General features: G+C 32.6%; 33 protein-coding genes, 2 tRNA genes and 1 pseudogene. 31 read left to right on the forward strand and 5 right to left on the reverse strand.

Annotation, left to right across the window (positions count from 1 at the left end; all coding sequences use genetic code 11):
- Positions 1–256: 256 nt before the first annotated feature.
- The 7 genes from EHE19_RS01365 to EHE19_RS01395 all read left to right on the forward strand — a co-directional run bounded on the left by EHE19_RS01365 (position 257) and on the right by EHE19_RS01395 (position 5,749).
- Positions 257–1,102 (forward strand): NlpC/P60 family protein, encoded by an 846-nt coding sequence (locus EHE19_RS01365; protein WP_244648306.1) that lies wholly within the window; start codon positions 257–259, stop codon positions 1,100–1,102.
- Positions 1,103–1,314: 212 nt separating this feature from the next.
- Positions 1,315–2,070: an exodeoxyribonuclease III gene (locus tag EHE19_RS01370; RefSeq protein WP_137697296.1), complete on the forward strand. Its 756-nt coding sequence runs from the start codon at positions 1,315–1,317 to the stop codon at positions 2,068–2,070.
- Positions 2,071–2,652: 582 nt separating this feature from the next.
- Positions 2,653–3,075, forward strand: coding sequence for a Mini-ribonuclease 3 (locus tag EHE19_RS01375; protein WP_137697297.1), 423 nt, complete (start codon positions 2,653–2,655; stop codon positions 3,073–3,075).
- 398 nt (positions 3,076–3,473) lie between these two features.
- On the forward strand, positions 3,474–4,286 hold the full coding sequence (gene rlmB, locus EHE19_RS01380) for a 23S rRNA (guanosine(2251)-2'-O)-methyltransferase RlmB (RefSeq protein ID WP_171003549.1): 813 nt from the start codon (positions 3,474–3,476) through the stop codon (positions 4,284–4,286).
- 583 nt (positions 4,287–4,869) lie between these two features.
- Positions 4,870–5,514 carry an RNA polymerase sporulation sigma factor SigH gene (gene sigH, locus EHE19_RS01385; RefSeq protein ID WP_137697299.1) on the forward strand — a complete coding sequence of 215 codons (645 nt, stop codon included), beginning with the start codon at positions 4,870–4,872 and terminating at the stop codon, positions 5,512–5,514.
- Positions 5,515–5,596: 82 nt separating this feature from the next.
- Positions 5,597–5,670, forward strand: a tRNA-Gly gene (locus EHE19_RS01390).
- A 3-nt stretch (positions 5,671–5,673) separates the two neighbouring features.
- Positions 5,674–5,749 (forward strand) — tRNA-Thr (locus EHE19_RS01395).
- Positions 5,750–5,873: 124 nt separating this feature from the next.
- On the opposite strand, the gene EHE19_RS01400 is transcribed toward EHE19_RS01395, so the two are convergent.
- Entirely contained in the window at positions 5,874–7,145 is a 1,272-nt protein-coding gene (locus EHE19_RS01400; protein ID WP_137697300.1) for a tyrosine-type recombinase/integrase, read from the reverse strand.
- A gap of 98 nt (positions 7,146–7,243) precedes the next feature.
- Here EHE19_RS01400 and EHE19_RS01405 point away from each other — a divergent pair, with 98 nt between their 5' ends.
- Both EHE19_RS01405 and EHE19_RS01410 read left to right on the forward strand, forming a co-directional pair.
- Complete coding sequence (locus EHE19_RS01405) at positions 7,244–7,828, forward strand: accessory gene regulator ArgB-like protein (protein ID WP_137697301.1); 585 nt, start codon at positions 7,244–7,246, stop codon at positions 7,826–7,828.
- Positions 7,829–7,839: 11 nt separating this feature from the next.
- Complete coding sequence (locus EHE19_RS01410; RefSeq protein ID WP_137697302.1) at positions 7,840–7,980, forward strand: AgrD family cyclic lactone autoinducer peptide; 141 nt, start codon at positions 7,840–7,842, stop codon at positions 7,978–7,980.
- A 6-nt stretch (positions 7,981–7,986) separates the two neighbouring features.
- Here the strand turns inward: EHE19_RS01410 and EHE19_RS01415 are convergent, their stop codons facing one another.
- From EHE19_RS01415 to EHE19_RS01425, 3 genes are all read right to left on the reverse strand, one after another.
- Positions 7,987–9,285 carry a GHKL domain-containing protein gene (locus tag EHE19_RS01415; RefSeq protein ID WP_137697303.1) on the reverse strand — a complete coding sequence of 433 codons (1,299 nt, stop codon included), beginning with the start codon at positions 9,283–9,285 and terminating at the stop codon, positions 7,987–7,989.
- Positions 9,276–10,007 carry a LytR/AlgR family response regulator transcription factor gene (locus EHE19_RS01420; RefSeq protein WP_137697304.1) on the reverse strand — a complete coding sequence of 244 codons (732 nt, stop codon included), beginning with the start codon at positions 10,005–10,007 and terminating at the stop codon, positions 9,276–9,278. Before EHE19_RS01420 ends, EHE19_RS01415 begins: the two co-directional genes overlap by 10 nt.
- A gap of 402 nt (positions 10,008–10,409) precedes the next feature.
- On the reverse strand, positions 10,410–10,760 hold the full coding sequence (locus tag EHE19_RS01425; protein ID WP_137697305.1) for a helix-turn-helix domain-containing protein: 351 nt from the start codon (positions 10,758–10,760) through the stop codon (positions 10,410–10,412).
- Positions 10,761–10,953: 193 nt separating this feature from the next.
- Between EHE19_RS01425 and EHE19_RS01430 the strand changes: the two genes are divergently transcribed.
- The 14 genes from EHE19_RS01430 to EHE19_RS01495 all read left to right on the forward strand — a co-directional run bounded on the left by EHE19_RS01430 (position 10,954) and on the right by EHE19_RS01495 (position 19,103).
- On the forward strand, positions 10,954–11,175 hold the full coding sequence (locus tag EHE19_RS01430) for a helix-turn-helix domain-containing protein (protein ID WP_137697306.1): 222 nt from the start codon (positions 10,954–10,956) through the stop codon (positions 11,173–11,175).
- Positions 11,176–11,270: 95 nt separating this feature from the next.
- Complete coding sequence (locus EHE19_RS01435) at positions 11,271–11,456, forward strand: helix-turn-helix domain-containing protein (RefSeq protein ID WP_244648308.1); 186 nt, start codon at positions 11,271–11,273, stop codon at positions 11,454–11,456.
- Between the two features lie 28 nt (positions 11,457–11,484).
- Complete coding sequence (locus EHE19_RS01440) at positions 11,485–11,736, forward strand: AbrB/MazE/SpoVT family DNA-binding domain-containing protein (RefSeq protein WP_190530440.1); 252 nt, start codon at positions 11,485–11,487, stop codon at positions 11,734–11,736.
- A 4-nt stretch (positions 11,737–11,740) separates the two neighbouring features.
- The gene (locus tag EHE19_RS01445) at positions 11,741–11,938 is read left to right on the forward strand and encodes a hypothetical protein (protein ID WP_137699299.1); all 198 of its coding nucleotides are present in this window, start codon (positions 11,741–11,743) and stop codon (positions 11,936–11,938) included.
- Positions 11,939–11,971: 33 nt separating this feature from the next.
- Positions 11,972–12,307, forward strand: a complete 336-nt coding sequence (locus tag EHE19_RS01450; protein WP_137699298.1) for a hypothetical protein — start codon at positions 11,972–11,974, stop codon at positions 12,305–12,307.
- The gene (locus EHE19_RS01455) at positions 12,279–12,470 is read left to right on the forward strand and encodes a hypothetical protein (protein WP_190530442.1); all 192 of its coding nucleotides are present in this window, start codon (positions 12,279–12,281) and stop codon (positions 12,468–12,470) included. The genes EHE19_RS01450 and EHE19_RS01455 overlap by 29 nt, the downstream gene beginning before the upstream one ends.
- Positions 12,471–12,526: 56 nt before the next feature.
- Complete coding sequence (locus EHE19_RS01460; protein WP_190530444.1) at positions 12,527–13,873, forward strand: ParB/RepB/Spo0J family partition protein; 1,347 nt, start codon at positions 12,527–12,529, stop codon at positions 13,871–13,873.
- Positions 13,874–13,883: 10 nt separating this feature from the next.
- Complete coding sequence (locus EHE19_RS01465; protein WP_190530446.1) at positions 13,884–14,822, forward strand: hypothetical protein; 939 nt, start codon at positions 13,884–13,886, stop codon at positions 14,820–14,822.
- Between the two features lie 26 nt (positions 14,823–14,848).
- Complete coding sequence (locus EHE19_RS01470; RefSeq protein ID WP_137699294.1) at positions 14,849–15,271, forward strand: hypothetical protein; 423 nt, start codon at positions 14,849–14,851, stop codon at positions 15,269–15,271.
- 2 nt (positions 15,272–15,273) lie between these two features.
- Positions 15,274–15,513, forward strand: a complete 240-nt coding sequence (locus EHE19_RS01475; RefSeq protein WP_190530448.1) for a hypothetical protein — start codon at positions 15,274–15,276, stop codon at positions 15,511–15,513.
- Between the two features lie 247 nt (positions 15,514–15,760).
- Positions 15,761–16,672: a rolling circle replication-associated protein gene (locus EHE19_RS01480; RefSeq protein ID WP_190530449.1), complete on the forward strand. Its 912-nt coding sequence runs from the start codon at positions 15,761–15,763 to the stop codon at positions 16,670–16,672.
- Complete coding sequence (locus EHE19_RS01485) at positions 16,665–17,060, forward strand: VRR-NUC domain-containing protein (RefSeq protein ID WP_342343337.1); 396 nt, start codon at positions 16,665–16,667, stop codon at positions 17,058–17,060. The genes EHE19_RS01480 and EHE19_RS01485 overlap by 8 nt, the downstream gene beginning before the upstream one ends.
- Positions 17,053–17,892, forward strand: coding sequence for a DUF7768 domain-containing protein (locus tag EHE19_RS01490; protein ID WP_190530451.1), 840 nt, complete (start codon positions 17,053–17,055; stop codon positions 17,890–17,892). Before EHE19_RS01485 ends, EHE19_RS01490 begins: the two co-directional genes overlap by 8 nt.
- 101 nt (positions 17,893–17,993) lie before the next feature.
- A complete protein-coding gene (locus EHE19_RS01495; protein WP_171003653.1) occupies positions 17,994–19,103 on the forward strand; it encodes a phosphoadenosine phosphosulfate reductase domain-containing protein in 1,110 nt (369 codons plus the stop codon).
- Between the two features lie 491 nt (positions 19,104–19,594).
- Here EHE19_RS01495 and EHE19_RS01500 read toward each other — a convergent pair whose 3' ends face one another.
- The gene (locus EHE19_RS01500; protein ID WP_137699042.1) at positions 19,595–19,810 is read right to left on the reverse strand and encodes a hypothetical protein; all 216 of its coding nucleotides are present in this window, start codon (positions 19,808–19,810) and stop codon (positions 19,595–19,597) included.
- A gap of 224 nt (positions 19,811–20,034) precedes the next feature.
- On the opposite strand from EHE19_RS01500, the pseudogene EHE19_RS01505 reads away from it, so the two are divergent.
- The 8 genes and pseudogenes from EHE19_RS01505 (at position 20,035) to EHE19_RS01540 (ending at position 25,330) form a co-directional block, all read left to right on the forward strand.
- A pseudogene (locus tag EHE19_RS01505) lies at positions 20,035–20,367 on the forward strand (nucleotide modification associated domain-containing protein).
- 18 nt (positions 20,368–20,385) lie between these two features.
- Positions 20,386–20,823 (forward strand): sigma factor-like helix-turn-helix DNA-binding protein, encoded by a 438-nt coding sequence (locus tag EHE19_RS01510; RefSeq protein ID WP_137699041.1) that lies wholly within the window; start codon positions 20,386–20,388, stop codon positions 20,821–20,823.
- 135 nt (positions 20,824–20,958) lie between these two features.
- A complete protein-coding gene (locus tag EHE19_RS01515) occupies positions 20,959–21,108 on the forward strand; it encodes a hypothetical protein (protein WP_171003652.1) in 150 nt (49 codons plus the stop codon).
- Entirely contained in the window at positions 21,095–21,664 is a 570-nt protein-coding gene (locus EHE19_RS01520) for a site-specific integrase (RefSeq protein ID WP_137699040.1), read from the forward strand. The genes EHE19_RS01515 and EHE19_RS01520 overlap by 14 nt, the downstream gene beginning before the upstream one ends.
- 1 nt (position 21,665) lies before the next feature.
- Positions 21,666–22,022, forward strand: a complete 357-nt coding sequence (locus tag EHE19_RS01525; protein WP_137699039.1) for a hypothetical protein — start codon at positions 21,666–21,668, stop codon at positions 22,020–22,022.
- A 752-nt stretch (positions 22,023–22,774) separates the two neighbouring features.
- On the forward strand, positions 22,775–23,320 hold the full coding sequence (locus EHE19_RS19520) for a hypothetical protein (RefSeq protein ID WP_205314719.1): 546 nt from the start codon (positions 22,775–22,777) through the stop codon (positions 23,318–23,320).
- A complete protein-coding gene (locus EHE19_RS01535) occupies positions 23,253–25,133 on the forward strand; it encodes a phage terminase large subunit family protein (RefSeq protein ID WP_205314720.1) in 1,881 nt (626 codons plus the stop codon). Before EHE19_RS19520 ends, EHE19_RS01535 begins: the two co-directional genes overlap by 68 nt.
- Positions 25,130–25,330 carry a peptidylprolyl isomerase gene (locus EHE19_RS01540; RefSeq protein WP_137699038.1) on the forward strand — a complete coding sequence of 67 codons (201 nt, stop codon included), beginning with the start codon at positions 25,130–25,132 and terminating at the stop codon, positions 25,328–25,330. The genes EHE19_RS01535 and EHE19_RS01540 overlap by 4 nt, the downstream gene beginning before the upstream one ends.
- Positions 25,331–25,354: the final 24 nt, after the last annotated feature.

Consider the following 25,354-nt stretch of genomic DNA (forward strand, 5'->3'; position numbering starts at 1 on the left):
GGTACTTGTTTTTAGAGCATTTATTTAATTTTCATTTGATAAGCGCTCCTACAAGTATAATTTTAACTGTAAGAGTTGAAAATATATTTTGAAATAATATATTCAAGTAAGATATGCTTATAACTATACAGATATTAATAAGTCTGCAAAAGAGTTGGTGGAACAAGAGATTGCTCCTGCCAACTCTTTTTTGTGGAATTTATAAATTGCACATGAAGTTCAGTTTATCCATATTATGTAAATAGGATTATAATTTATGAATAGGTACTTTATGAATAAGCTTCAAGAATTTATAGCTATAATAAACTCTAAAATAGGTTCGGGATATGTGTATGGTGGACAAAATAGTACACCTCTTACCATGGAAGCCTTAAATAAGCTTGTTAAAATGTATGGCAGAGAGCATTATTATTTTAGTAATTACTCGGCAGAAAGATGGTTGGGAAAAGAATATTACGATTGTTCGGGGCTTATTGTGTATGCTTTACAAAAAATAGGACTTGTACCCACTAATTTTGACTATACATCAAACGATATATATGTTAAGCTTTGCAAGAAGATACCAAAAAGTGAACTAAGAGCTGGAGATTTATGTTTTCAGAAAACTAATTCGGGTATAGTACATGTAGGAGTATATATGGACAATAATAGAGTGACCCATGCAAGAGGCACTTATTATGGAGTTGTAAATACTGAACTATTTAGCTCCTTTAACTTATTCGGAAGATTAAAGTTTTTTGAAAATGTAGTTCCAAATTTTAAGATTATATTTATAAATGAGGTAAAAAAGGTTGTAAATGATACTAATGTATATGAACAACCATACGATAAATCAGCTAGTATTGGAAAACTTGCAAAAGGTAAGTTGGTGACTGTTGAGGGAAAGACTGATAACAACTGGTATTTGGTAGGTATAAACAATAAAAAAGGATATGTGCCAATTTCAACACTTATTGATTATGATGAACTACTTGAAGCTCTTGAATTTATAAGTGCTAAATCAGGAATCAGCAAAGAATACTGGTATAATCATGCGAAAGATCTCAAATGGCTGGATGTTTGCTTTGTAAAGATAGCAAAGGGCTTTGGTGCTAATTTGTAAAGAATAAAATAGAAAATATTCGAATTTTGTTGAAGTATACAAATTACATTTTGTGACATTTAGAAATTAAAGGTGATGCATATATTAAATTTAATTTTGGAAAAGACTCTATTTAAAGTTATGTAACTGTGAGTATGCTATACTTAATATAATAGCTAAAGTTATAGAAATATATATGTTGATTATTTTTAAGATAAAGTGGGGGAAAACATATGACAAAGCTTGTATCATGGAATGTTAACGGGCTAAGAGCGTGTATAGGAAAAGGGTTTCTAGATTTTTTTAATGAAGTAAATGCAGATATATTTTGTATTCAGGAAAGCAAGCTGCAGGAAGGACAATTACAGCTTGAATTAGATGGGTATGAGCAATTTTGGAATTATGCTTCAAAAAAGGGCTATTCAGGAACGGCTGTTTTTACAAAAATTAAGCCTATCTCGGCATTCTGCGGAATAGGGATTGAGGAGCACGATACTGAAGGACGCGTTATTACACTGGAATTTGAAGAATACTTTTTAGTGAATGTCTATACGCCAAATTCAAAGCGTGAACTTGAAAGGCTGGAATATAGAATGAAGTGGGAGGATGATTTCAGGTCTTATCTAAAGAAGTTAGAGGAAAAGAAGCCTGTAATTATTTGTGGGGATATGAATGTTGCACATAATGATATAGATTTAAAAAATCCCAAAACTAACAGAAATAGTGCCGGCTTTACTATTCAGGAGAGAAACAAGTTTACAGAACTTCTATCTCAAGGCTTTATAGATACCTATAGAAGCTTATATCCTGATAAAACAGACGCATATACATGGTGGTCTTATATGTTTAATGCCAGAGCCAAAAATGCTGGTTGGAGAATTGACTATTTTTGTGTATCTGAGTGTTTAAAGGACAGAATAGAGTCGGCTGAAATATATAGCGATGTTATGGGTTCTGACCATTGCCCTGTGGGTTTAGTTTTAAAATAATATTATTTTATTCACAGGGTGGATAAGCCTATTTTTAATATATACACAGTTTAGTCCACATTATCCACAGAAATCATGTCCACAAAGGGGAAAAATTGTGGACAAATTCAGCAATTATTAAAAAATCAATGTTCTAAAGGGATAATTTATGATTTAAGCTGTGGATAATTTTTATTCATTCACATAAAATAGATTAGTAAATCAACTTTTCAACATTGAAAGCTTAACTATACAAATTTTATCAATGCATGGAAGTAAGCTTTTCTTAGTAAATAATCTATGCAATTATTTCTAAGTAACTGCGTCTCAAGCTTGTGAATAATATATGGCTAAGATGGATACATAAAAATTTGGCAATATAAAATTGTTTTATCAAATAGAAGTTTAGTGTATAATTATACTTAGTTTGCATTTTGCTACATTATCCTATTAAATTACAGTTTGAAAGCCGTTGCCTGTCCTAATTTGGTTATTTAGACTAGAGGATTGAGACATTACAGGGCTTATGGATTAATTTTGTTACAAGGCCAAATGCAGGCTTGTATTATTAAGGCAGAATGAGCAATAGAGTTGGAGAAAATAATGTTTGAAGAAATTGTTAGCAATATGCGTAAGGATTTTGATATAGCGCCAATGGAGGTATTAAAGCTTCATCCATTGGTTTTGGCATATATAGGTGATGCAGTTTATGAAGTATATATTCGCACTATGCTTGTGATAAATAAGAAGACCAACGTGAATATGCTTCATAAGATGTCAATAAAATATGTTAATGCAAAAGCACAGTCAGATATTATTCATAGAATAAAGGACAAGCTTACTCAAGATGAGCAGGATGTAGTCAGGAGAGGCAGAAATGCTAAATCAGCTACAGCTCCAAAACATGCAGAAATAACTGACTATAGACATTCTACTGGATATGAGGCATTAATAGGCTATTTATATCTTACAAATGATATGGAAAGGCTTAAGTATATATTGAGGTTGTCGGTTGAAGAAGAGTAAATATATATCCTTGTAAAAATAGAACTTTCAACTTTTCTACTAAAAAAGTGCAGCTGGACGAAAAACATTCATTATGTAAATAGGCTATAAAAGAGTTTATAGTTACTGTGAATAATATGTTAACTCATGGTTCCAGCCATCAAAAATACACTAGAAGGTTTAACGGATAAAAAAAAATAATAATAGCGAAAGAGTAGGTTTACGTAATGGCTGAAGGAAGAAATAGATTTGGTAATAGGACGAGCAATGAAAGTAAGAGTGGATTTAAATCTCATTCCGATAAGAGGAAGTCTTATGGGGATGGCGGGAAAAAGTCATTTAATGATAACAATAATAAAAAGGTTAATGCAGGCAAAAAGACCTTTGGCAGTAAAAGAGAGAATAAGTTTAATAAAGACATGCAGAGTTTATATTCTGGAGAACTGAAATATGATTATAAACCTGATTTGGCAGCGCAGGAGGAAGTTGTTGGAGAAATAGACAAGATTGAGGGAAGAAATCCAATAATGGAAGCTCTTAAAGCTAACAGGACGATAAATAAAATATTTGTGTCAAAGGGAGAACGAGAAGGCTCAATACGTCAAATAATTGCAATGGCAAGAGAAAAGAAGATTATTATAACTGAGGTTGACCATAATGTTATTGAGAGTATGGCATCCACTAAGGCACATCAGGGGATAATAGCTTTTGTCGCTGTCAAAGAGTATGTTGAGGTTGATGACATATTGATGATAGCACAAGATAAAGGACAGCCTCCATTTATAATAATTCTTGATGAAATAGCAGACCCACACAATTTTGGTGCAATTCTTAGAACTGCTAATGCTGTAGGAGCACACGGAGTAATTATTCCAAAGAGGAGAGCAATAGGATTAACTTCAGCTGTATCAAAGGCGTCTGCTGGTGCGATAGAGTATGTTCCAGTTGCTAGAGTAACAAATATTGCACAGACAATTGAATATCTAAAGAAAAATAATGTTTGGGTTGTAGGTACAGATTCCACAGGAGAGAAAGCCTTTTACGATAGCGATTTGAAAGGAGCAATTGCTCTTGTTGTTGGAAGTGAAGGCGAGGGTATGGGCAAGCTGGTTCGTGAGAAATGCGATTTTGTAGTTAATATTCCAATGCAAGGTGAGATAAGTTCATTAAATGCGTCAGTAGCAGCTGCAATAGTTATGTATGAGATTTTAAAGCAAAGAGGTAAGAGTTAAGTTTTAAAGGAATTGAAGTGCTTTGTAATTTATAGATAGTCAATGGACTGATATTTTGATTTGACAATAAGTTTTTATAAGATTATCGTTTTGAATATGCTATCAAACTATTAGGACGATAAAAAACAATTATAGTGGTATTTGATGCATATCTTTAAAAAATGAAGCAGGATATAATTCAGAAGTTGATATAAATGTATTTTTTACAAAATAGAGAAACAGCCAATAATTTTATTTAGAGACTGTTAAATTGCAATTCCAATTTGGTAAGAGTTATTACTTCAGTTCTCTTTGAACAGATACAGATAATAACGATGATTTCTTGTTGTATCAGAATGTATCTGAGAGAACTGAAAATTAAAATACAAGCAGAGTTTGAAGAGGGTTAAAGAACTTAATTTTAAGCCCCTTATTAAGAGTAATATTCTTATGTCAAATATGTCTTCAGATATATTTGAAAAACTGGATAAGATTCGAAAGGGTAAGTAAAACTTGACACATAGGGGCTTTTTGCTTATAATTTAAATAGGTCTATATTCTGATTTTCCACTCTTTTACATGCAAAAAACTGGGGGCAACAGTATTGAAAACGAACTTAGTGGTCAATGTTTCTCAAACATATTGTGATATGGTTGACGAAGATATAATACTTGATGCAAAAGTTGGTAATGAACAAGCACTTGAGTATATTATAAACAAATACAAGAGTTTCGTACGTGCAAAAGCAAGGACTTATTTCCTCATCGGAGCTGATCGCGAAGATATAATTCAAGAAGGCATGATTGGGTTATTTAAGGCTATTAGGGATTATAAGGGGGACAAGCTTTCTTCATTTAGAGCATTTGCTGAGCTTTGTATAACTCGTCAGATTATCACAGCCATCAAAACAGCAACTAGACAAAAGCACATACCTTTAAATTCTTATATTTCACTTAATAAGCCTATTTTTGATGAGGAATCGGATAGAACTCTTATGGATATTATAAGCGAAGAATGTATAAGTGATCCGGAGGAATTAGTTATTAATAGAGAAGAGTTTCTTGGAATTGAGAATAAAATGAGTGAAATACTTAGTTCACTTGAATGGGAAGTTTTAACTTTGTATTTGGAAGGTAAATCCTACCAAGAGATTGCAGAAGAGTTGGATAGACATGTTAAATCAATCGATAATGCGCTACAAAGAGTAAAACGTAAATTAGAGAAATATTTAGAAGAACAAAAAAGCTAATTTGTAATTATTGGTTTTTATTATGCTAGACTTAGTTTTACGTCCGTGCTATACTACATGAGTTGAGACAATCGGATGCTTCGCGGGTGTAATTCAATGGTAGAATATCAGCTTCCCAAGCTGACTGCGTGGGTTCGATTCCCATCACCCGCTCCACATGCTCCCATAGCTCAGGCGGCAGAGCGCATCCATGGTAAGGATGAGGTCTCCAGTTCGAATCTGGATGGGAGCTCCACATTGAAAGTCCTTTAAATACGTGATAATACAGGTATTTGAAGGATTTTTATTATTATTAAATTTATTTGTTTGTTTGGTTTTTTAGGGTGATTTATTGTATTTTTTTGTTTTGTAAGTGGTACTTAATTGGTACTAACTTTTTTCAATTCAATAATCTTGTTATTATTTTTCTTAATCTTTTGTTCACCTTTACGACTTTTTTCTGGTAGTGCTTCAGGTAATCCATTATTAAGAACTTGAACAGAATCTTCTACAACATTGTCAATAAAATGTACATAAATATCGTAAGTTGTGCTCACGTCTTTATGTCCAAGCAATTTACTTATAACTTTAATGTCTACCTTTTCTCTAAAAAGTTTTGAAGCATACGTATGGCGCATTGTGTGAAGGGTTACCCATTCACAGCCGATAGCCTTACCTGCGTATTTAAAACGCTTTCTCAAATAACTCATTGTTGGCCTCTTACCCTTTTCTGTTTGAAATAGAGGGTCATTAGGTTTTTTATTAGGCTGCTTTAGCATGTATTCATCAAGTAGTTTTATAATGTCAGCTGGAATAGGGATAGTTCTCCTACTTGATTCTGTTTTAGTTGCGTTTTGGATTTTCTTTTGCTTTTCCAGATATGTTTTAGTAACCTTAACAGTTCTTTTCTTCGTATCTATATCGGATCTGTTTAATGCCAGAGCTTCTCCAGGGCGCAAACCTGTATTATCCATGAATAAAGCATACATAAAATGTTTTGTCCGCCGTCCTAATTGGTAAAGAAAAGCCTTTTCTTGCTCTTCTGTGAGAGCTTTTTTTTCTGCCTCATCTTCATCAAAAAGTAAAATATCGTTTTTAGGAATAATAGTTTTTCGAGCTTCATTTTTAATAACCATTTTCAATTCTTCTGCTTTTTCCAAAGCTCCATTTATGAGACTATGTGTAGCCTTAATAGTTTCTTGGCTAAAACCTTCATCTGATAATGAATTATAAAATTTTTGAATTAATTCTAAATTAAGAGTTTTCAATGGCATCTTAGCAATGTCATATCTCTTTAATCTTGCAATGGATGTTAAATACTTTTCTCTAGTATTGGTTCTTATAGATGGCTTTTTATGCGTTTCAAACCACTCTTGACACCACTTAATTAATGTTTTATCTGATGGCTCAACATACTCACCCTTTCCTAGAGCAGTAAGGGCTTCTCTCATTTTTTTTACTAGAAGACCTTTTTCGTTTTTCTTTCCATATATGCTTTTGTATTCTGTTTTAGAGCGTTGCTTACCATCCTTTCCAGTATATTCTTTTGTACCAACTGGATATCTTGCCTCCCAAAGTTGTTTTGATTCTATCCAACGAATCATACCTTCATTTCTACTACGTCGCTTTCTTTTCTTATTAATATCTTCCATATTTTATTTCCTTTCATAATTATAGTATCTATTACTTTTCAATTAATGTATAATTTAAATAACATTAATTGAACTTTATAAAATAGTATAGGTGATTTATGTTAGACTTAATTACTAAGAAGATTACAAACCAGATTGTTTTGAATTTCCCTAATATAACCACAGAAAAAGCTATGGAAATTGATTACGGTCTCTATATGGCTTTTTCTGATATTTTAAAGGCGTTAACTATAATAATAGTTTCTTTACCATTTGGCTTATTTTTGGAAGTATTGACAGCAATTTTTACTTTTGGTTTACTTCGTATGTTTTTAGGTGGTATTCACTCAAAAACACAATTAGGATGTTTATCTGCATACTTTTTTATAATTTACGGCAATTGTATCTTATCAATATTAGTGACATATGACTTTTTAAATGTAGTATTATTACCAGTATCAATAGTTATTGCTTTTTTATATTCTCCAGCAGATTTACCTAGTAAACCTATACTTTCTAAAAAACAATATAAAAAGCTAAAATTATTTGGTATGATAGAACTTATTATATTGTTTACTATATCATTTTTTGTTCCTAAGGTTTATTCTAATATAATTTGTATTAATTCTTTTGTTGTTACTATACTTATTACTCCTGCAGCATATAAATTAACTAAAAATACATTAAGTAATTGTTTATTGTAAAGGAGGGTTATATGAAAAAAAATATAAAGCTATTAGTTCTGACAGCTTTAGTAGCTTTGGGAACCTTTACCGCGTACACATCAGCGAATGCCTGTTGGCTCTTTGGATTTCACCAAAAGGAGTGCCCTAAAACATTAATTAAACGAGATTAAAAAAGGCTATATGCCTTTTTTAATTTTTATTATTTGAACAAATTTAGAATCATCATTGTCAAATTGTATGATGTTAACTACATTTGAATATTTCCTGAGGATATTTTCTACAATTGCCAAACCATGACCTCTATCATTTCCTTTTGTAGAGTAGCCATCTTCTTTGATTTTACTCATAATAGGCTTAATACTACAACTATTCTTAATTGTAAATTGTATATCAGTATCTGTTCCTAAAATAAACATTTCGATTATCTTATCATTACTATTTTGAGTAGCTTCAATTGCATTATCTAAATGTATTCCAATTATTTCACAAAGTTCTGATATCTTTATATTAGGGATTGACTCTACCACTCCAACTACTTGTAAATCAAATGTTATACCTAATTTATTAGCACTATTCATTTTAGAGTATATAATTCCAAAAAGAGCAGCATTTTTAATATTATATATTGCTGTGGTTGTAAGCCCTTGAGCAGTACCTATAATCTCATCCAAATAGCCTGTAGCTTCAGTATACTTATTAGTATGAAGTAAAGTATTAATTACAGATAGATGATTTACTTGGTCGTGTTTAAAACGTCTTAGATCCTGTAGAGCATTACCTAAAGATTCATTATAAAATTTTTGGTGTTGAAGGTCTATTTTTTGTTTCTCATTCTCATTTAAGGATAGAATATACCATATAGTAAACATACAAAAGATTAATGCGATTACCAACATTATTATAAAATTTCTAATTTCAAATGAATTCTGAAAGAAATATATACCTATATAAATACAAAATATTAGAAAGACTAGGCATACCATGTAATATATGGTTTTGTTTGAAATAGCAGTTTTTTTCTTGAATAGCAAAACAAGTGATACAAATATTCCTGCAACAGCATAAATTGCAAAATTAACAGCAATATATAAAGATATATTTGATGCTGTCTGAGTTATGGTTAATTTAAAGTTAAACAAACTAAAAATCAATATTGATATTGCGTTTCCAAAGCCAAGTCCAATACCCATAATGCAGAAAGAAAAAATGGATTCTAAATATGTAGTATTTAACGAATATTTTATAATTAAAGTACTTAACACAAATAGAAGAATAGTATCTGTTATTCTTAATATAAAATTACTGTTAATAATTTGAAATGTAGATGAAGATAATAACGTATTAGTTACAGAAAATATGGTTATAAAGAATAGTCTTCTCTTAGGAGTAACTTTCAAATCATATGCGTTATGAAGAAATAAATAAATAAGTAAAGCACTTAATGTAGTGAACACTATATTTGCAATTACAAACATAAGAAATTCCTCCAATTTTGTTGTGTTTTAAAATTATCATAATATTTGGGGCCAATATCGCAGTATTCCCCATTTGTTAATGTCAAAACTTTTCTTTTTTGATCTAAACTAAATACGAATTCAACATTTACAAATGTTGAACGGTGGCATCGCTTAAAACGGGAGTCATTCATCCTGTTTACTAGTTGTTCTAATCCTTCATATGTTGAATATATACTACTATTTGATTGTGTATAAACATTTGTTTTTGTTTGAACTCTCTCAATATGAGTTATGTCTTCAATGGGAATAAAAAATATTTCGTGGTTACATTTAATATCTATAATATTCCTCTTAGTAGTTTTATTTTCTTTTGAGAGATTTATTAAGGTTTTTTCAAGCATTGACCATCCTGGTTTTGGAATAAAGTTATATGCCTGTACTTCAAAAGCTTGCTGAATATATTCTAGGCAACCTGTCATAAAAATAATTTCGCAACTATACCCCAATTTTCTTAAATGCTTAGCTAGAGACATGCCATTTGTATTACTATTTAAATTAACATCAATAATGCATACATTAACTAACCCTTTTAATACTGTTGATATAAATTCATTTGGTGATGATGTTACCAAGAGTATTTCACCATCAACATCATTTTTTTCAAACCAGCTTTTCGAGAATTTTTTTTCATATTCCCCAAGAACTCTTAGTTCATCATCTAATATTGCTAAATTAATCATTTTCAAATCCCCCAACACTAATAATTTCTAAGTATATGTTATTATTTTAAGCGATAATATGCAATGGTTAAATATCGCTTATTACGATAATAAAGCGTGAGTATTTGAAATTTTGTCTAGATTGCTTCAAAATTCAACCAATTACATATTAAGTAAGAGTTATAATATGATTGTAACAAAATGATGATATATGGCACATATTGATATTAATTGGATTTAAATGTAATTATTTTACTATGGAATATAATACAATTAATAGTATAATGGAAATAAAAAAAGACAATAAAGGATGGACTTATGTTACATACTATTAGACTTGGTATAAATAATATACCTTTTATATCAATTAAAGGTATATTATTTATAAACTTAGATTATCCATGGAGCGATGATATATTTTCATTATTTATCATATGAAGAAAATGCATCAAGTATTTTTTTAACCACCTCAGGTGGTATGTTTTTATCTTTAAATTCTTTGGCTAGTGCTATATATTCAATGCCGATTTCTTGTAACTCAGATGAAATATCAGTAGTTATACTATAATTCATATCTTCATATTCTTCTTTAAAGAGGAACGACAATGTTATTCCTAAAGCAGAGCAAATACTTTCAATAGTAGATATTCCACATGATTTGCCATTTTCTATTTCACTGAGAAAGTTTTGAGATATATTAGCCCTCTTAGATACTTCTTTCTGAGAAAGCTGCTTTTCTTTTCTTATTTTTTTAATCTGTTCACCAATTTTCATAGCGTATAACCTCTAGTATCGCTAAAAGCGATAAAATAAATTTGAAATAATTAGTATGATAAAGAAAAAGTTACTAAAATAAAGGATTATCAGTACATTTATTTGCCAATATTGCATATAGCGATACTTATTGTTTGAAAATAATCGCATATTGCGATAACATTAAATCATCAAACGTAAAGGAGACGATTTAATGTTAAAACTAAACTTAAAACAAATCCGCAAAAGAAAAAGACTAACTCAATCACAATTTGCAGAAATGTTAGGAATTTCACAAAATTATCTCTGCGAACTGGAAAACGGAAAGAGTTTCCCAAGCGGAGATAAGCTAGAACAACTATCACTAAAATTAAACATCCCTGTATCCAAATTAATAAAAAACAATTTAGATGAATCTAATGAAATTATAGCATAATATCGTCAAAACCGATATATCTTTATCAAAATTCCAGATTTGATTATTAAAAATATAAAAAAGTAAGTTTTGTTTATCAAAAGGAGGGATAGTAATTGAAAAATGATGAACTACCAATGTTACTGACACCTAAAGATGTAAAGGAATATCTTGATATATCCCATGATCAAGTTTATAGGCTATTTAGAAGTAAAAAGTTTCCTGCAGAACGGTCAGGTAAAGGGAAATACATAATCCCAAAGCCAAGATTTCTAAAATGGCTTGGAGTTGAAAATAATTAAAAAATTAAAATTTAAGGAGGATTTATTTATGACTAGAAAAGCAACAGGAGTAGTTAGAAAAGTAGATGACTTAGGAAGAGTAGTATTGCCAATTGAGCTTCGTAGAACGTTTGGAATTGAGGAGAAGGACGCTTTAGAAATTTATGTTGATGAAGAAACAATTATTTTGAAGAAATACGAGCCTGCATGTATCTTCTGCAATGAAGCAAAAAACGTTGAAGCATACAAGGGAAAGAATATCTGCTGTAACTGCATAAGTGAATTAAAGAGGGGAAGTTAACAGAATGGACAAGCAAACAGCACTAAAAAATCTCGCTGAAAAACTTATCGAATACAAAGAAACTAAAAGTGATGGCGGGAAGAGCCTAAGCTACGGAATTTATCTAGGTATGCTACTTGCATACAGCCAGTGTGGTGTGATTAGTCACGAAGAATTCGAAATTTATAGTAAGAAAATAGCTAATACAATTTATCAAAATTAAATCTGCAAATATACAAAAGCGGGAGGGAGGACAATGGAAGAAAACTGGTGCTGTCTAGCAATTAGTATTTTAACGGACTGTACGCCGGAGCAAGCTGTAGTGATTTTTGAATTTGGAAATAATCGCAAAAAGAAGCCTGCAATAAAATTAAGCAAAGAAGATTTTGAAGGGATAAGAGAACATAAAAACAACGGATTATCGTGGAAGTACATAGGTGAGTTATTTGGGCTGAGTGAAAGCGGAGTGCTTAAAAGATTTAAGAAATACGAAGCGGATTGCGAAAGGCAAAGGCAGCAAGCTAATAAAAAAATTAGTGCTGTAGCAGAAAGGGATGATTCATATGCCAGAACTACGCCAAAAAGAAATTAAATATCGGAATTGTAGTTATTTCTATAGTGCATATTTAGAGCATGGTATTTTGGTTAACAGCGGGTATAATTGCAGGCATCCTGAGCAGGAGGAAATAGTCACAGAAGAGGGACAAAAGATAGGTAGTTGTTATGATTGGAGCTGCCCTTTGTGTATTAAGTAGGAGAGGAAATTCAAAATCTTGAATTGCTAGGCAACTATGAGGAAGGAGTAAAAAGTATGTTACAAAACATTGATATAAATAAGCTGAGAAATCACCCAAAAAATCCACGAAAAGAACTTGGGGATTTGACGGAGCTTGCAGAAAGTATTAAAACTAGGGGAGTTTTACAAAACTTGACGGTAGTGCCTTGGTTCTGCTTTGATACAGGTGTCGGAGCAGATGACCCAAAGGTACAAGAGGAAATGGGGTATTTCGTTGTAATTGGGAATAGACGTCTTGCAGCTGCAAAACTTGCAGGGCTAACAGAATTACCTTGTATAGTATCAGATATGGATTACAAGACACAGTTAGCAACAATGCTGCTTGAAAATATGCAACGTAGCGATTTAAATATATACGAGCAGGCGCAAGGTTTTCAAATGATGCTCGACCTTGGAGAGTCAATAAACAACATATCAGAAAAGACCGGATTCTCAGAATCAACAGTAAGGCGAAGAGTAAAGTTACTAGAACTTGATAGCGATAAATTAAAAAAATCAGTAGAGCGTGGTGCTTCACTTCTAGACTACATGGAACTAGATAAGATTCATGATATATCACTAAGAAACAGTGTATTAGACAAAATAGGTACACCTAATTTTAAATGGGAGCTGCAGAGTGCTATCGAAAAAGAAAAAAAGGAAAAACAGAGGACATTTATTATTTCTGAGCTTCAGAAATTTGCAAAAAAGACAGAAGATACAGCAGATCTTATCACTATAAAAAACTACTTCCCATCTGAATACGATCAGAAAATTGAAGTACCCGACGATGCTCAAGACACAGAATACTTCTACTATGAAACTGGTTGGGGAGCAATTCAACTATGCAGAAGACAAGATGAAATTAATGAGAGAGACAATGAAGATGACGAAGCGCAAAGAATGCGACAAGACAGAGAAAAAAAGCTAGTTGAATTAAGAGAACTGACACATCAAGCTTATAATCTAAGACTTAGCTTTGCAAAACAAATAACTAGCACTAAGGCTAAAAAAAATATTAGAACAATAGTTGAGTACTTACTACGTAAAGGAACAGCCGAATATTTTGATTTTGGCATTGATCTTAATTCTATAAAAGAATATTTCAATATAGAGGTTGATGGAGATGATGAAGAGGAATTAAAATATGACGACATAGCAGATGATATTGCAAAACAGCCGGAACTTAGTTTATTTGCGATGGTATATCTATCACTTGAATCAACTCAAAACCGCTATTATAACTGGAATGGAGAATATGAAAATGATGAAGATTCAAACTTAGTCTATGATTTTTTAACAAAGCTAGGATATGAAATGTCAGAAGAGGAAAAAGCACTTCGAGACGGAACGCATAAACTATTTTCAAATAGCGAGTGTTGAGGGAATAGCAATGGGATGCAAAAAAAACTGGACTCAGAGTGAAATAGAACTGCTTCGTGACTTATGGGGTTCAAAAACAATTCCTCAGATAGCTAAAATCATGGGTAGAAGTCAAAACGCCATAACAGTAAAATCCAAAAGGATTGGGCTTGGTGCTTTCAAAGATCATAGTGAATATATACCGGCGCTCCAAGTATCAAAACTTTTAGGAATAGACATACACACTATCACAGACTACTGGATTCCCAGACTAGGTCTTCCATTCAAACATATAGCTCCAAGAGGTAAAAAAGAGTTTACTTACATCAGAATATCGTCACTCATTACCTGGCTTAAAAATAATCCTGATAGATGGGATAGCCGTAGAGTAGAATTATATGCTTTTGGAAGTGAGCCAGAATGGCTAAAACAAAAGAGAAAAAATGATTCTGCTAATAAGCCTAAAGGTTGCATTAAGTGGACACCGCAAGAAGATGCAAAGCTTATTTATCTATATCGACAAGGAGAAAAGATAAAGGATATTGCTGATAAATTAGGTAGGTCACTTTCAGGAGTAGAACACAGAGTAGCTCGGCTGGATGTTTGGGGTTCGGGTGCTTACATTGGCAACAATCGTCAAAATGAACGGAAAAAGAATAGAAGAGCTTTTGAACACAAAGCACTTGAAGCTAGGTTAATTGCAACATTGAAGACAAGATTTAATCAGCTTAACTGGGATGGATTTTGGCAGAAAGATATATGTATGAAATGGAATCCAGTCAAGGGCTGTACTTCTGGAGAAATAAACTGTGACGAATGTAGCAGCTTTATAAGAATGAAGCCACAATACTGTAAGCGTTGCGGAGGTACATTTTATAGCAGACAGATTCAAGACATTTGCGATTTATGCAAAAAAGCTAGGAAGAAACAATATCAGAAAAAATGGGCTGTATTAAACAAGAGGACATAAAACAAAATTATGAAAGGAGAAAAGCTATGAAGAAAGTTATATCTTTTGGCAGTTGCCGATTCTGCGGACAAAACAGCCTGCATGATAAGGAAGATTTTGAAACAATAGAACAGGCTAATGAATGTGCAACGCTTCATTGTAATTGTGCTGAAGCTACAAAGTATCAGTTTCAAAAGAAAGCGGAAGAGAATAGGCGACAAGCAATAAAGCGAGCAGAGGAGCAAATAGAAAATTTATTTGGTGGTGGCTCAGCTTCATATGGATTGCTACCAGTAGAGAACATTATAAAAGAGCTTATTTTAAACTCAGCAATAATGATTTATGACGGCTTATTAAAAGATGTATCAGTTAATATTACTTCTTGTCTAAAAGTGAAAATTTCTAAATCAACAAAAGGGAAGTTAACTTTTATGAGGTCAGATGCAGCGGTATTTAAACAGGAGGTATAGCAATGAGATTATTAAATAAGGTTATGCCTTTGTTTAATACAGGTACTGATTTATCCTCTATGCTAGATCATACGTATATAGCCTATTTTGCAATATGTAATGATTGCGGGAAGACGTGGAATATAAGCAGGTATAAAAAAGTTACAAAGAGAGGCTATATTTGCCCATATTGTACAAGTGAAAGACAAAGGGAGAGGAAAAACCGCTATGTTAAAAGGTCGGTAGGTGAGCTACATAAATGATAAAGAAAACAGAAAAAAACGCCTTGTATGCTATTCCAGTAGTACACAAGGCGTAACCTTAAATTTGACTAATTGCCAAACAAATACAATAACAGTATAGCATACTTAACGGCATAAGTCAAAGTCAACGCTGATAGGCGTTTACGGGCTCGTAATAGGTATTAACTTAACAACCATAAACAAGAAATTACCATTATTAGTTAATTAATATGACACAAAAATTATTAACATAAAGGGGGTTAAATATGTGCCGTATAGTAACAGCTATACCCTAGAAAATTATGAGGTCATATATGACATTCAATATGAAGATAGCATAGAGGAAAAAATAGAAGCTCTGAGAGATAAAAATATTAAGAAATATAGAGTAAAAACAATAAAGAGCGGTCAAATGCTGGAATGTGAAATATATCCTATATGGAAAACAGGTAATAAAGATATCAGGATGAAGAAAAAAAAGCCTAGTAGAGAAGTGCAAAAAAATTTGAATGACAAAAACACAAAGAAAAAAATTATAAGGTTAATAAATACAAATTTCACTAATGAGGATATATGGGCTACATTTACATACGATAGTAAACATTTACCGGGCAGTCCGGAGCAGGCCAAAAAGGATATGCAAAATTACATTAGACGTTTAAACAGATATGTAAGAAAAAATAAACTTCCTGCTCTTAAATACATTTATGTAACCGAGTATGAAGAGGATGAGAAGAAAGGTAAAAAAAGGGTACACCATCACATAGTAATGAATTTCCGAGATAGAGATGCAGCGGAAAAAATTTGGGATAAGGGAGGTAGGACACACAGTAGACGATTGCAGACTGATGATTATGGTCTGGAAGGACTAGCCAGATACATAACAAAAGATTCTAAAAATTCAAAGAGATATACAACAAGCAGAAATTTAGAAAAACCTAAAATTACTATAGCAGATAGCAAAATGACAAAAAGGAAAGCGGAGAGGATAGCCAGAGATCAGAATTTAGCAAGTGACATATTCGAAAAGTTATATGAGGGATACATATTTAATGACATTGATATAAAGTATAGCAAATTTGTGAGTGGGGCTTATCTGTATGTAAGGATGCGGCAGAGGGATAAGCCTCATATGAGGGAAAAGAATCGGAAAAGCAAAGGAGGTTTAGAGATTGCCTAAAAGCAAAATTCCAACAGCAAGTGAGAGCGTAGAGCAAATATATTTGTTTAGATGGGCTACATTATCATCTGGTGCTATGCCAGAGCTTGATCTAATGTACCATATACCTAATGGTGGAAAGAGGGATATTGCTACAGCGAAGAGACTCAAAGCGGAAGGAGTAAAAGCAGGTGTACCGGATATATGCTTACCAGTACCTAGGGGTGTATATCATGGACTATATATAGAACTAAAGGCAGGCGAGAATAAAACGACACGAAAACAAAACGAATGGTTAGAGGCATTAGATAATAACGGATATTTTACAGCAGTATGTTACGGCTGGGAGGAAGCCTCAAAGGTTATTACAAATTACTTGAAAAATGGAGGTAGCAGAGAAAATGTTTAATAAAAAGTTAGTTTATGTATGTTCTCCAGTTAAGGGAGATATAGAAGAAAATATAACAAGAGCAAAAGAGTATTGCAAGACTGTTTTAATAATGGGGTATATTCCAATAGCTCCACACGTTACATTCAACGGGATACTTAACGATAAAGTACAGCAGGAGAGGGAAACAGCATTAGCTTTAGGGCTTGAGCTTGTGAAACATTGTGATGAAGTATGGGTATTTGGAAATGTCATAAGCGAAGGAATGCAGGGAGAGATAGAATTAGCAAAACAAATAGGTATACCAGTAAAGTCAGTTTTACATACTGATGGAACGGAGGAGGTAGAGCAGGCGGTAAAGAAAGCGGAACATGCAACAGTAAGAGCACTGCAAGCAACAGTTGAAGCAGAAAGAGCTGCAGAAACAGCAATGTTAAGTAAAGAAGTGTCCGAAACGGACACCATAAAGCCAGAACATAAAATAACCCATAAACTAAAAATTTTTGAGGAAGTACAGGGTTTATCGAATGGTACAAAAGTATGGATTGACAGCGTTTATCCGATAGAAAATACCTTCTTAGGGATAAAGAAAGACAATGTAATTACTGATATTAAGGGTAAAACAGTATGGGCGTTAGCAACTGATTTTAGAGTATTATGCAAGGCTTATAAATGGAAAGATAAGAATAAAATGAGTAGTCTTTTAAGGCTTTTGTATAACATACAGATTTTGCAAGAGACTGGAATGCTCGAAGAAGAGTTTAATATATTTGATCAAGAAAACCCAGACATAAAGACTATTGATGAGCTAAATGAAACAATAGAAACTGAAATATCATATTGGGAAGAATAGTTTCACCATTTAAATAAATGTGAACTAAAAAATAAATTTTAAACGTCATAGGTAAGCTTTTAAAGGCGCGCCGCCTCTCTGACGAGAGAGGACTTATGACTATGAAAACAAACAAGAAGATTGAATACAAAAGCAAAGTATACACCGACAGACCTACATATGCAGATTTTGAATCACCGCGCAAATTTGAGGCAATTAAAAGCATCATAGCAAAAAGGCTGATAGAGCATCCGAATGCAATATGTTCTTATTCAGGAGGCAGCGATAGTGACATCATGCTTCACTTGATTGAGACAGTACGTCAAACATTTAATCTTCCACCTGTCCAATACTGCTTTTTTAACACAGGGCTTGAAATGGAGGCAATTAAGCGCCATGTTCGTAACATGGAAAAGCTTTACGGTATAACAATCACCGAACACAGACCTAAAAAAAATATCGTTCTGGCTACAAGGGAACATGGGCTACCGTTCGTTTCAAAGATTATGTCGGCTGGGTTGGAGGGGGTGCAAAAGAAAAACATTCCGTTGACAATAGCTGATGAATACGCAAATGCAGAAGATAAAGCAGCTAAGCGGGCAGAACTAAAAGCAAGATACCCTGGGTGTGAAACAACAATTAACTTTTTGTGCGGATGTAATTCCGCAGGAGAGCCACGACCTGACATCCAACTTGTCATAAACTCCTCAAAATATATGCTTGACTTTATTAAAGAAAATCCAATCCCTTTTAAAGTAAGCAACAAGTGCTGTGACTACTGCAAAAAACATGTAGCCCACGCAGTGCAAAAGGACTTTGACATGGTAATCACAGGTGAGAGCAGAGATGAAGGAGGCATGAGGTCTGTTCCACGCAAAGACAATACATCTATGTGCTTCTCAGAAACGGCAGGAGGTCAATATAGATTAAGACCCTTATACTATGTGTCGGACGCAGACAAGCAGTGGTACAAGGACTTTCACAAAATTAAATATTCAGATGCATATGAGGTGTATGGGCTGAAACGAACAGGTTGTTGTGGTTGTTCTATTTCTGCTAAGGCGATAGAGGACTTAGAAAAAATACGTCCTTTTGAACCAAATCTAGTAAAGGCTGCATGGAAAGTTTTTGGAGACAGCTACAGGTATCGTCAGCAGTATAACGATTATAAGAAAAAAAGGAACACCGAAGAGAAAAATCTTATTTTGTCAGAGCAAATGAATCTGATTTAATTCGCAATAAAAATAAAAAGCACCCTCAGCGAGAACACCATGCAAGATCTAGCTTAATAATACCAAAATTTAGAGACAAACCCTTAAAACTAAATGATTTAAAGAAATTACCAACTTTATTTAGCATCATATGGCATACCCCCTTTATAATATTTCCTTGCATGGATTTATCTTCTCTACCCCTCTCGGAGAGTGGTGAGGATAAACAACAGGGGGTGCTGTTAGTCCTCGCTCAAGGTACTTTTATTTATCTATTGTACTACATAGAAAACTATTTGTCAAAAGTTGGTATAACTTGAGAAAGGCAAAAAATGAAAATATTTAAATAGCAACCTTTAAAGCGTGAAGAAAGGAGGCGTTGCAACTATGAGCATGACTAGTGAAGAATTAACACGATTTACAAATAAAAAAATAGATTTGGTCGGCTCGTCCAAAGTTTGAGTTAGAATACAAATCTAACTCAAACCTAAGATTGAACTAAGTTACTGTAATTAGCTATTATTAATATTCTGCAAATTATCATTGATGCATTCTAACAAATCATAAGTTTTTCTTTGAATGATTAATAAATCTTTAGTGTTAAATATAGAACAATGACCAGAAAATGCAGACTCTTTATGGAATAAAGCACATTCCATTACACAGTAATCATGTCTAAAAGGACAATATAAATCGATTTTAGTTAAATTTTGTAAATCTATCGCCATAAACATCACCTCCATCTTGAAGAAAATTATACCATAAAAATGAAAGAAGGTATATAAATGGATAATGTTTTTTAAACGCAATAATCAAAGATAGAAAACCAAGGTTAAGAATTGTTGAATGTTTTTTACAAAACGTGAAATATCTATATACTTTTGCAGAAGGTAAAAGTATAATAAAACAAAGTTTACAGAAAAATTCATATAAATGAGGAAGGATGATGATAATGAAAGAAAAGCACATTAAGCACAAAATATTATGTGAGGAATTAAACGAGATTTATAAATCTAAAAATGTAGCTTATGGGGATTCATTTTGAAAAACTTTTAATGAACTTGGACTGATTTCTGCAGTTACAAGAATGTCAGACAAATGGAATAGAATTAAAGCACTTGCAACAGGAGCAGAAAATAAAGTCAAAGATGAGAGCCTAAGAGATACACTTAAAGACATGGCTAATTACTGCTTAATGACCTTGATAGAAATTGAAATACAAGAATATGCTTCACTTTCAGAACAGCATAAAAAACAAATATTTCACAGGTGCATGTCAAAATAGGAATGGAGGTTTGAACTTATGAGTATGACTAAAGAAGAATTAACACGATTTACAAAAATCGAGAGTGAGATAGAGCAAATAAAGAATGAAATTAAGAAATTAGAGCCGGAATATACAAAAGATTCTGTAACAGGCTCACAACCAACATATCCATACATTGCACATCAAATAAAAATTGAGGGATATGATTATAATAGCTATTTTCGAAAAATTAGAAGGATAGAAAATAGGCTTAATACAAAGCTCAATGAGCTTTTAGATACTAAAGATAAAATTACTGAGTACATATACAATGATATTACTGATAGTGAATTAAGGCAGATACTTATATATAAATATATAAATGGAAAAAAGACTAGAGAGATTGCAGAAGAAATGGGATGGACAAGCAGAACAATTGAAAGAAGGCTTAAGAAGTGGAGTGACAGTTTGTCGGTGAATGTCGCGAAAAAGTAAAGTATAATAGTATAATAGAAAAATATCTTTTAATTTTGAACACACGAAACGAGACAGGGAGAAAGACACCTGCCTCGTTTTTATTTATGCAAAAAGGAGCTGATATTTATACAAACAATTAGGTGGATACATTCTGTGGACTGTAGGAGCTGCATTTTTGATTTTAAATCAGCTCCAGAAAAAAAGCGAAAATTATTAATTTCAGAGAGAGAAAGCTGTAAAAAGTGTAATAATTGTGAAAGGTTATCTGAAGCAAAGAAGGTGGAATCTGATGAGAACAGTTGAGCCTATTAGAGATATAGAACTTATACGTCAGATTGCAAATGATCTTAAAGAAAAAAATATTAGGGATTACATAATGTTTTTATTTGGGATATATAGTGGACTACGAATATCTGATATATTGAAACTTAGAGTAAAAGATGTTAGAAATAAAGAATATATTACACTTTATGAGCAAAAAACAGGCAAAGAAAAAAGATTCCTAATTCATCCAGATATTAAGCCAGAAATAAAAAAATATACTGAAAATATGAAAGATTATGAATATTTATTTGCTTCTCGTCAAGGAACAAACAAACCGATTAGCAGAGCTAGAGCATATGATATACTAAAAGAAGTTGCTAAACAATATAACATTGATTCTCTTGGAACTCATTCCATGAGAAAAACATTTGGATTTCTTTTATATCAGCAAACAAAAGACATTGTAATTGTCAAAGAGTTATTTAATCATTCTGATATAGGGACAACATTAAGATATATTGGGGTAATTCAGGAAACTAAAGACCAAGCGGTTAAAAAATTGAGAATACTAAATTTGACAAAGGGGAAAAAGTGATATGTATTCTAAAGCATTAACACTTAATGAATTAAACACTCAAATTGAAGATTTAACTTTAGTAAGAGATGTTGTTATCAAATGTATAAAAGAAAAGCCTGTAACTGCTGAAGGTATTATTGTTCAAAAATTTATAGAAATTCAAAGTATAACTGAAGTAGCATCTTTTGCAAATGAAAAAGGGTTTAGAATAAAGTCAGCTTCAGGTGAAAGAAAATACACTTCAAATGATATCAGAGATATTATTGAAAATAAAAACAATGCTGGTTATATTTTTAAAGTTGCAAAGATATTTTTTGATTTTAATAAAAGCAAATATAAGATTAAAGGTCTTATTAGCAGACTAAAAAAAGTATAGATTCTAACTTAAATATATACTGACGTTGACATATCAGAGAAATGTCCAACTGATGTATATATTTTTTTGTGCATTATTAGAAGAAACTTTTTAAAATGACATTGACACAATCATACATATAACAATGTGTCAAATGTAGAGGTGTTTATGTCAAAAGTTGAGGGGTAAAAACATACTTCTAGCAAGAAGGTAACATTTAAAATCTTGAAACCCTATTGAAATTGGGATTTGTTATAAAAGTTAATGGATTTTTAAGAGATATTTTATTGGAATTTACTGATATTATATTTGTAATAAATTATATTATTATCAGTTGTGGATGTCGCCAATATATATTGACGACTAAAGGAATGTTTAGGTTTAGCTACTTACGTAATAAAATGATCTCAAACATAATAATTACTGAGATTAGTAATAGTATTATGACATAAAGAAATAATTTGTCTCTTTTCATTATTGTTCACCTCCTGTATGGCGGTAAACAAATATAGCTATATAAGTTTACATACGTATCAAACAATTTTACATTGTTTAATACATAATATCACATTGAAAAGAATAATGCAAGCTGAAATGCAGTGATATCAATTGATACAGGATTTTTTATTTTCGCTAAAAGTGTTAAAATATTATATTATTAATAAATTATTATTTGGGTCCTTCCTATGGGGGTGGGGAGGTGCGGGTCTAGCGAACCCCGGAATATCACCCAGTATAAAAACTTTTTTCAGGGTAACAAGTAGGAGAAAAGCATGAAAAATTTAAACGATTCTTACAAAGAAATTGATGGACAGATTTGTGTTTGTACTCAGGAGATTTGTGAAAAACTGGGTATTGCCAGAAAGACATTAACTGAGTGGGAATCAAAAGGTTGTCCAAAATCAGCTAGAGGCTGGTGGCCATTATGGGAAATTCTTAAATGGAGGGGATTGATAGGCAATGGAATTAAAGATGAAGAAGATGTTGCTGGAATGTCAATCGCAACCAAAAAGTTAAAGTATGAAATGGACCTCAAAAGAGAACAGGCAGAAAAAGCAGAGTTTGCTAATGCTGTTATTAGAGGAGAGTATATAAGAAAAGAAGATGTGACCGCTGAATTACAGCGGTTTTTTGTTATTCTAAAAAGGTCTATGTTTGGATTTAGTAGAAAAATTGCAAATGAATTATCAGGTATTGTTGATTCGATTGAAGCCAGGAGGATAGAAAAAATGATTACGGAGTTGACATCAGATGCACTTGAACAATTATCAATTGATGGAGTATACACGGCCACGAAGAAAAAGAAAGAAAAAACATGAGTGGTCAGAATGGCTTGATAAAGCTTTAAAAATATTAAAACCTCCTGAAAGATTGACTGTTTCACAGTGGGCTGATAAGCATAGAATACTAGATGCCAAAACATCAGCAGAACCTGGTAAATGGGATACATCAAAAACACCATATTTGCAAGGAGTAATGGATGCGTTCAATAATCCAGATATAGAAGAAATTATTTTTGTTAAGCCTACACAGGTAGGAGGAACAGAAGGCCTAAACAATATTATTGGATATATAATAGCTCAGGATCCAAGCCCAACATTGATTGTGTATCCAACTTTAGATCTTGCAGAATATACAAGTAAAAATCGAATACAGCCAATGGTTAACTTATGTCCAGAAATTAAAAACAGGTATCAAGAACAAGAAAGTAAAATGCTTGAACTGCAATTTGATGGAATGTATGTTGTTCTGTCAGGTGCAAATAGCCCAGCTTCTCTTGCATCAAGACCAATACGATATTTACTGATGGATGAAGTTGATAAGTTTCCAGCGAGTGCAGGAAAAGAGGCAGAACCTAGAAGTTTGGCAAGGGAGAGAACAAAAACTTTTGCTCATAATAAAAAGATATTTCAAACTTCAACCCCAACAAAAAAGTTTGGAGCTATATGGCAGGAGTGGGAGAATGCTGATAGTCAATTTAAATTTTACGTCCCATGCCCTTATTGTGGACACTATCAAATATTTAGATTTAAACAAATAAAATGGGAAAAGTCAGCTTCACCAGAAGAGTCGGCAGCTTCTGCATATTATGAATGTGAGAAATGTAGAGGAGTGATTACTGATGCACATAAACAAGCGATGGTAAGAGCTGGTGAATGGAGAACAGAAAAGAGTAATGGTACAAAAAAAACAGCTTTTCATATAAATGCGATTTATTCACGCTGGGTTAGGTTTGGAGATGTTGTATATACATTCTTGACTTCTAAAGATACTCCAGAACTATTGATGAACTTCGTAAATTCATGGCTTGCAGAACCTTGGGAAAACACAGAGGTAAAAATGAATTCTGATATAGTTTTGAAAAGACAATCAGGAGTACCTGAAAACGAAGTACCTTTAGGAACTATTCTATTAACAGGTGGGGTTGATGTTCAGAAGGATTATTTCTATTTTACTATTAGAGCTTGGGGAGAGCGATTGACAAGCTGGAATATTGCACATGGACGAGCTGAAACATGGGATGATATAGAAACTATAATGAATTCTGTATTTTACGATACCAATGGAAATACTTATCAAGTCAATTTATGTGGAATAGACTCAGGTGCAAGGACTGATGAGGTTTATGAATTCTGTGCAGTCAATCAAGAATGGGCTGTGCCGATGAAGGGTTCATCTACACCGCTGGTATCCAGATATAAGATAAGTACCATTGATAAGTCTGACAGCAAAGCTTTTGGAATGCGTTTGTATATAGTAGATGGTGGACAATATAAAGATATGATAGCCGGAAGACTTAAAAGGGAAAACGGATACGGAAGCTGGATGGTATATGAAGGGTGTGATATTGATTATGCTGAGCAAATATGCTCAGAGGAAAAAACAATTGAAAAAAAAGGTGGAAGAGATGTAGAGGTTTGGAGACCTAAAGGTTCACATACTGCAAATCACTACTTAGATTGTGAAGTTTATGCAGGATGTGCAGCTGATTTACTCCATATTAGATATCTACAGGAACAACAATTTGAAACAGAAACACAACAAGTTAAATCAAACCCACAGGAGGATTCCGGTGGGTTTATTAAATCTAATAGTAGCTGGATAAATGACAAAGGCGGGTGGATAAAGTGACAGTAGATGAACAGCTTAATCAAATTAATACTGCAATAGCAGCAATAGAAAATGGAGCTCAGGAATATAGAATTGGATCTAAACAAATAAGACGCGCGGATTTAAATACTCTATATCAAGAAAGAAGAAAGTTGACACAACAGCTTTATGAGCAAAATGAAAATAGTACATATGTTGCAGTATTCGATAGAAGATAATAAACACTTTCTGAAAGGGGGTGA

The sequence above is a fragment of the Ruminiclostridium herbifermentans genome, assembly GCF_005473905.2.
Lineage (GTDB): Bacteria > Bacillota > Clostridia > Acetivibrionales > DSM-1351 > Ruminiclostridium > Ruminiclostridium herbifermentans.

Coding starts and splice junctions, on each gene's coding strand:
- EHE19_RS01455 (WP_190530442.1), top strand. CDS start 12,279: ATGCCAGAACTACGCCAAAAAGAAATTAAATATCGGAATTGTAGTTAT.
- EHE19_RS01440 (WP_190530440.1), top strand. CDS start 11,485: ATGACTAGAAAAGCAACAGGAGTAGTTAGAAAAGTAGATGACTTAGGA.
- EHE19_RS01465 (WP_190530446.1), top strand. CDS start 13,884: ATGGGATGCAAAAAAAACTGGACTCAGAGTGAAATAGAACTGCTTCGT.
- EHE19_RS01430 (WP_137697306.1), top strand. CDS start 10,954: ATGTTAAAACTAAACTTAAAACAAATCCGCAAAAGAAAAAGACTAACT.
- EHE19_RS01445 (WP_137699299.1), top strand. CDS start 11,741: ATGGACAAGCAAACAGCACTAAAAAATCTCGCTGAAAAACTTATCGAA.
- EHE19_RS01500 (WP_137699042.1), bottom strand. CDS start 19,810: ATGGCGATAGATTTACAAAATTTAACTAAAATCGATTTATATTGTCCT.
- EHE19_RS01450 (WP_137699298.1), top strand. CDS start 11,972: ATGGAAGAAAACTGGTGCTGTCTAGCAATTAGTATTTTAACGGACTGT.
- EHE19_RS01535 (WP_205314720.1), top strand. CDS start 23,253: ATGCACTTGAACAATTATCAATTGATGGAGTATACACGGCCACGAAGA.
- EHE19_RS01490 (WP_190530451.1), top strand. CDS start 17,053: ATGTTTAATAAAAAGTTAGTTTATGTATGTTCTCCAGTTAAGGGAGAT.
- EHE19_RS01410 (WP_137697302.1), top strand. CDS start 7,840: ATGAAAAAAAATATAAAGCTATTAGTTCTGACAGCTTTAGTAGCTTTG.
- EHE19_RS01420 (WP_137697304.1), bottom strand. CDS start 10,007: ATGATTAATTTAGCAATATTAGATGATGAACTAAGAGTTCTTGGGGAA.
- EHE19_RS19520 (WP_205314719.1), top strand. CDS start 22,775: ATGAAAAATTTAAACGATTCTTACAAAGAAATTGATGGACAGATTTGT.
- EHE19_RS01365 (WP_244648306.1), top strand. CDS start 257: ATGAATAGGTACTTTATGAATAAGCTTCAAGAATTTATAGCTATAATA.
- EHE19_RS01400 (WP_137697300.1), bottom strand. CDS start 7,145: ATGGAAGATATTAATAAGAAAAGAAAGCGACGTAGTAGAAATGAAGGT.
- EHE19_RS01415 (WP_137697303.1), bottom strand. CDS start 9,285: ATGTTTGTAATTGCAAATATAGTGTTCACTACATTAAGTGCTTTACTT.
- EHE19_RS01525 (WP_137699039.1), top strand. CDS start 21,666: ATGTATTCTAAAGCATTAACACTTAATGAATTAAACACTCAAATTGAA.
- EHE19_RS01510 (WP_137699041.1), top strand. CDS start 20,386: ATGAGTATGACTAAAGAAGAATTAACACGATTTACAAAAATCGAGAGT.
- EHE19_RS01475 (WP_190530448.1), top strand. CDS start 15,274: ATGAGATTATTAAATAAGGTTATGCCTTTGTTTAATACAGGTACTGAT.
- EHE19_RS01405 (WP_137697301.1), top strand. CDS start 7,244: ATGTTAGACTTAATTACTAAGAAGATTACAAACCAGATTGTTTTGAAT.
- EHE19_RS01520 (WP_137699040.1), top strand. CDS start 21,095: ATGAGAACAGTTGAGCCTATTAGAGATATAGAACTTATACGTCAGATT.
- EHE19_RS01375 (WP_137697297.1), top strand. CDS start 2,653: ATGTTTGAAGAAATTGTTAGCAATATGCGTAAGGATTTTGATATAGCG.
- EHE19_RS01370 (WP_137697296.1), top strand. CDS start 1,315: ATGACAAAGCTTGTATCATGGAATGTTAACGGGCTAAGAGCGTGTATA.
- EHE19_RS01495 (WP_171003653.1), top strand. CDS start 17,994: ATGAAAACAAACAAGAAGATTGAATACAAAAGCAAAGTATACACCGAC.
- rlmB (WP_171003549.1), top strand. CDS start 3,474: ATGCAGAGTTTATATTCTGGAGAACTGAAATATGATTATAAACCTGAT.
- EHE19_RS01425 (WP_137697305.1), bottom strand. CDS start 10,760: ATGAAAATTGGTGAACAGATTAAAAAAATAAGAAAAGAAAAGCAGCTT.
- EHE19_RS01470 (WP_137699294.1), top strand. CDS start 14,849: ATGAAGAAAGTTATATCTTTTGGCAGTTGCCGATTCTGCGGACAAAAC.
- EHE19_RS01460 (WP_190530444.1), top strand. CDS start 12,527: ATGTTACAAAACATTGATATAAATAAGCTGAGAAATCACCCAAAAAAT.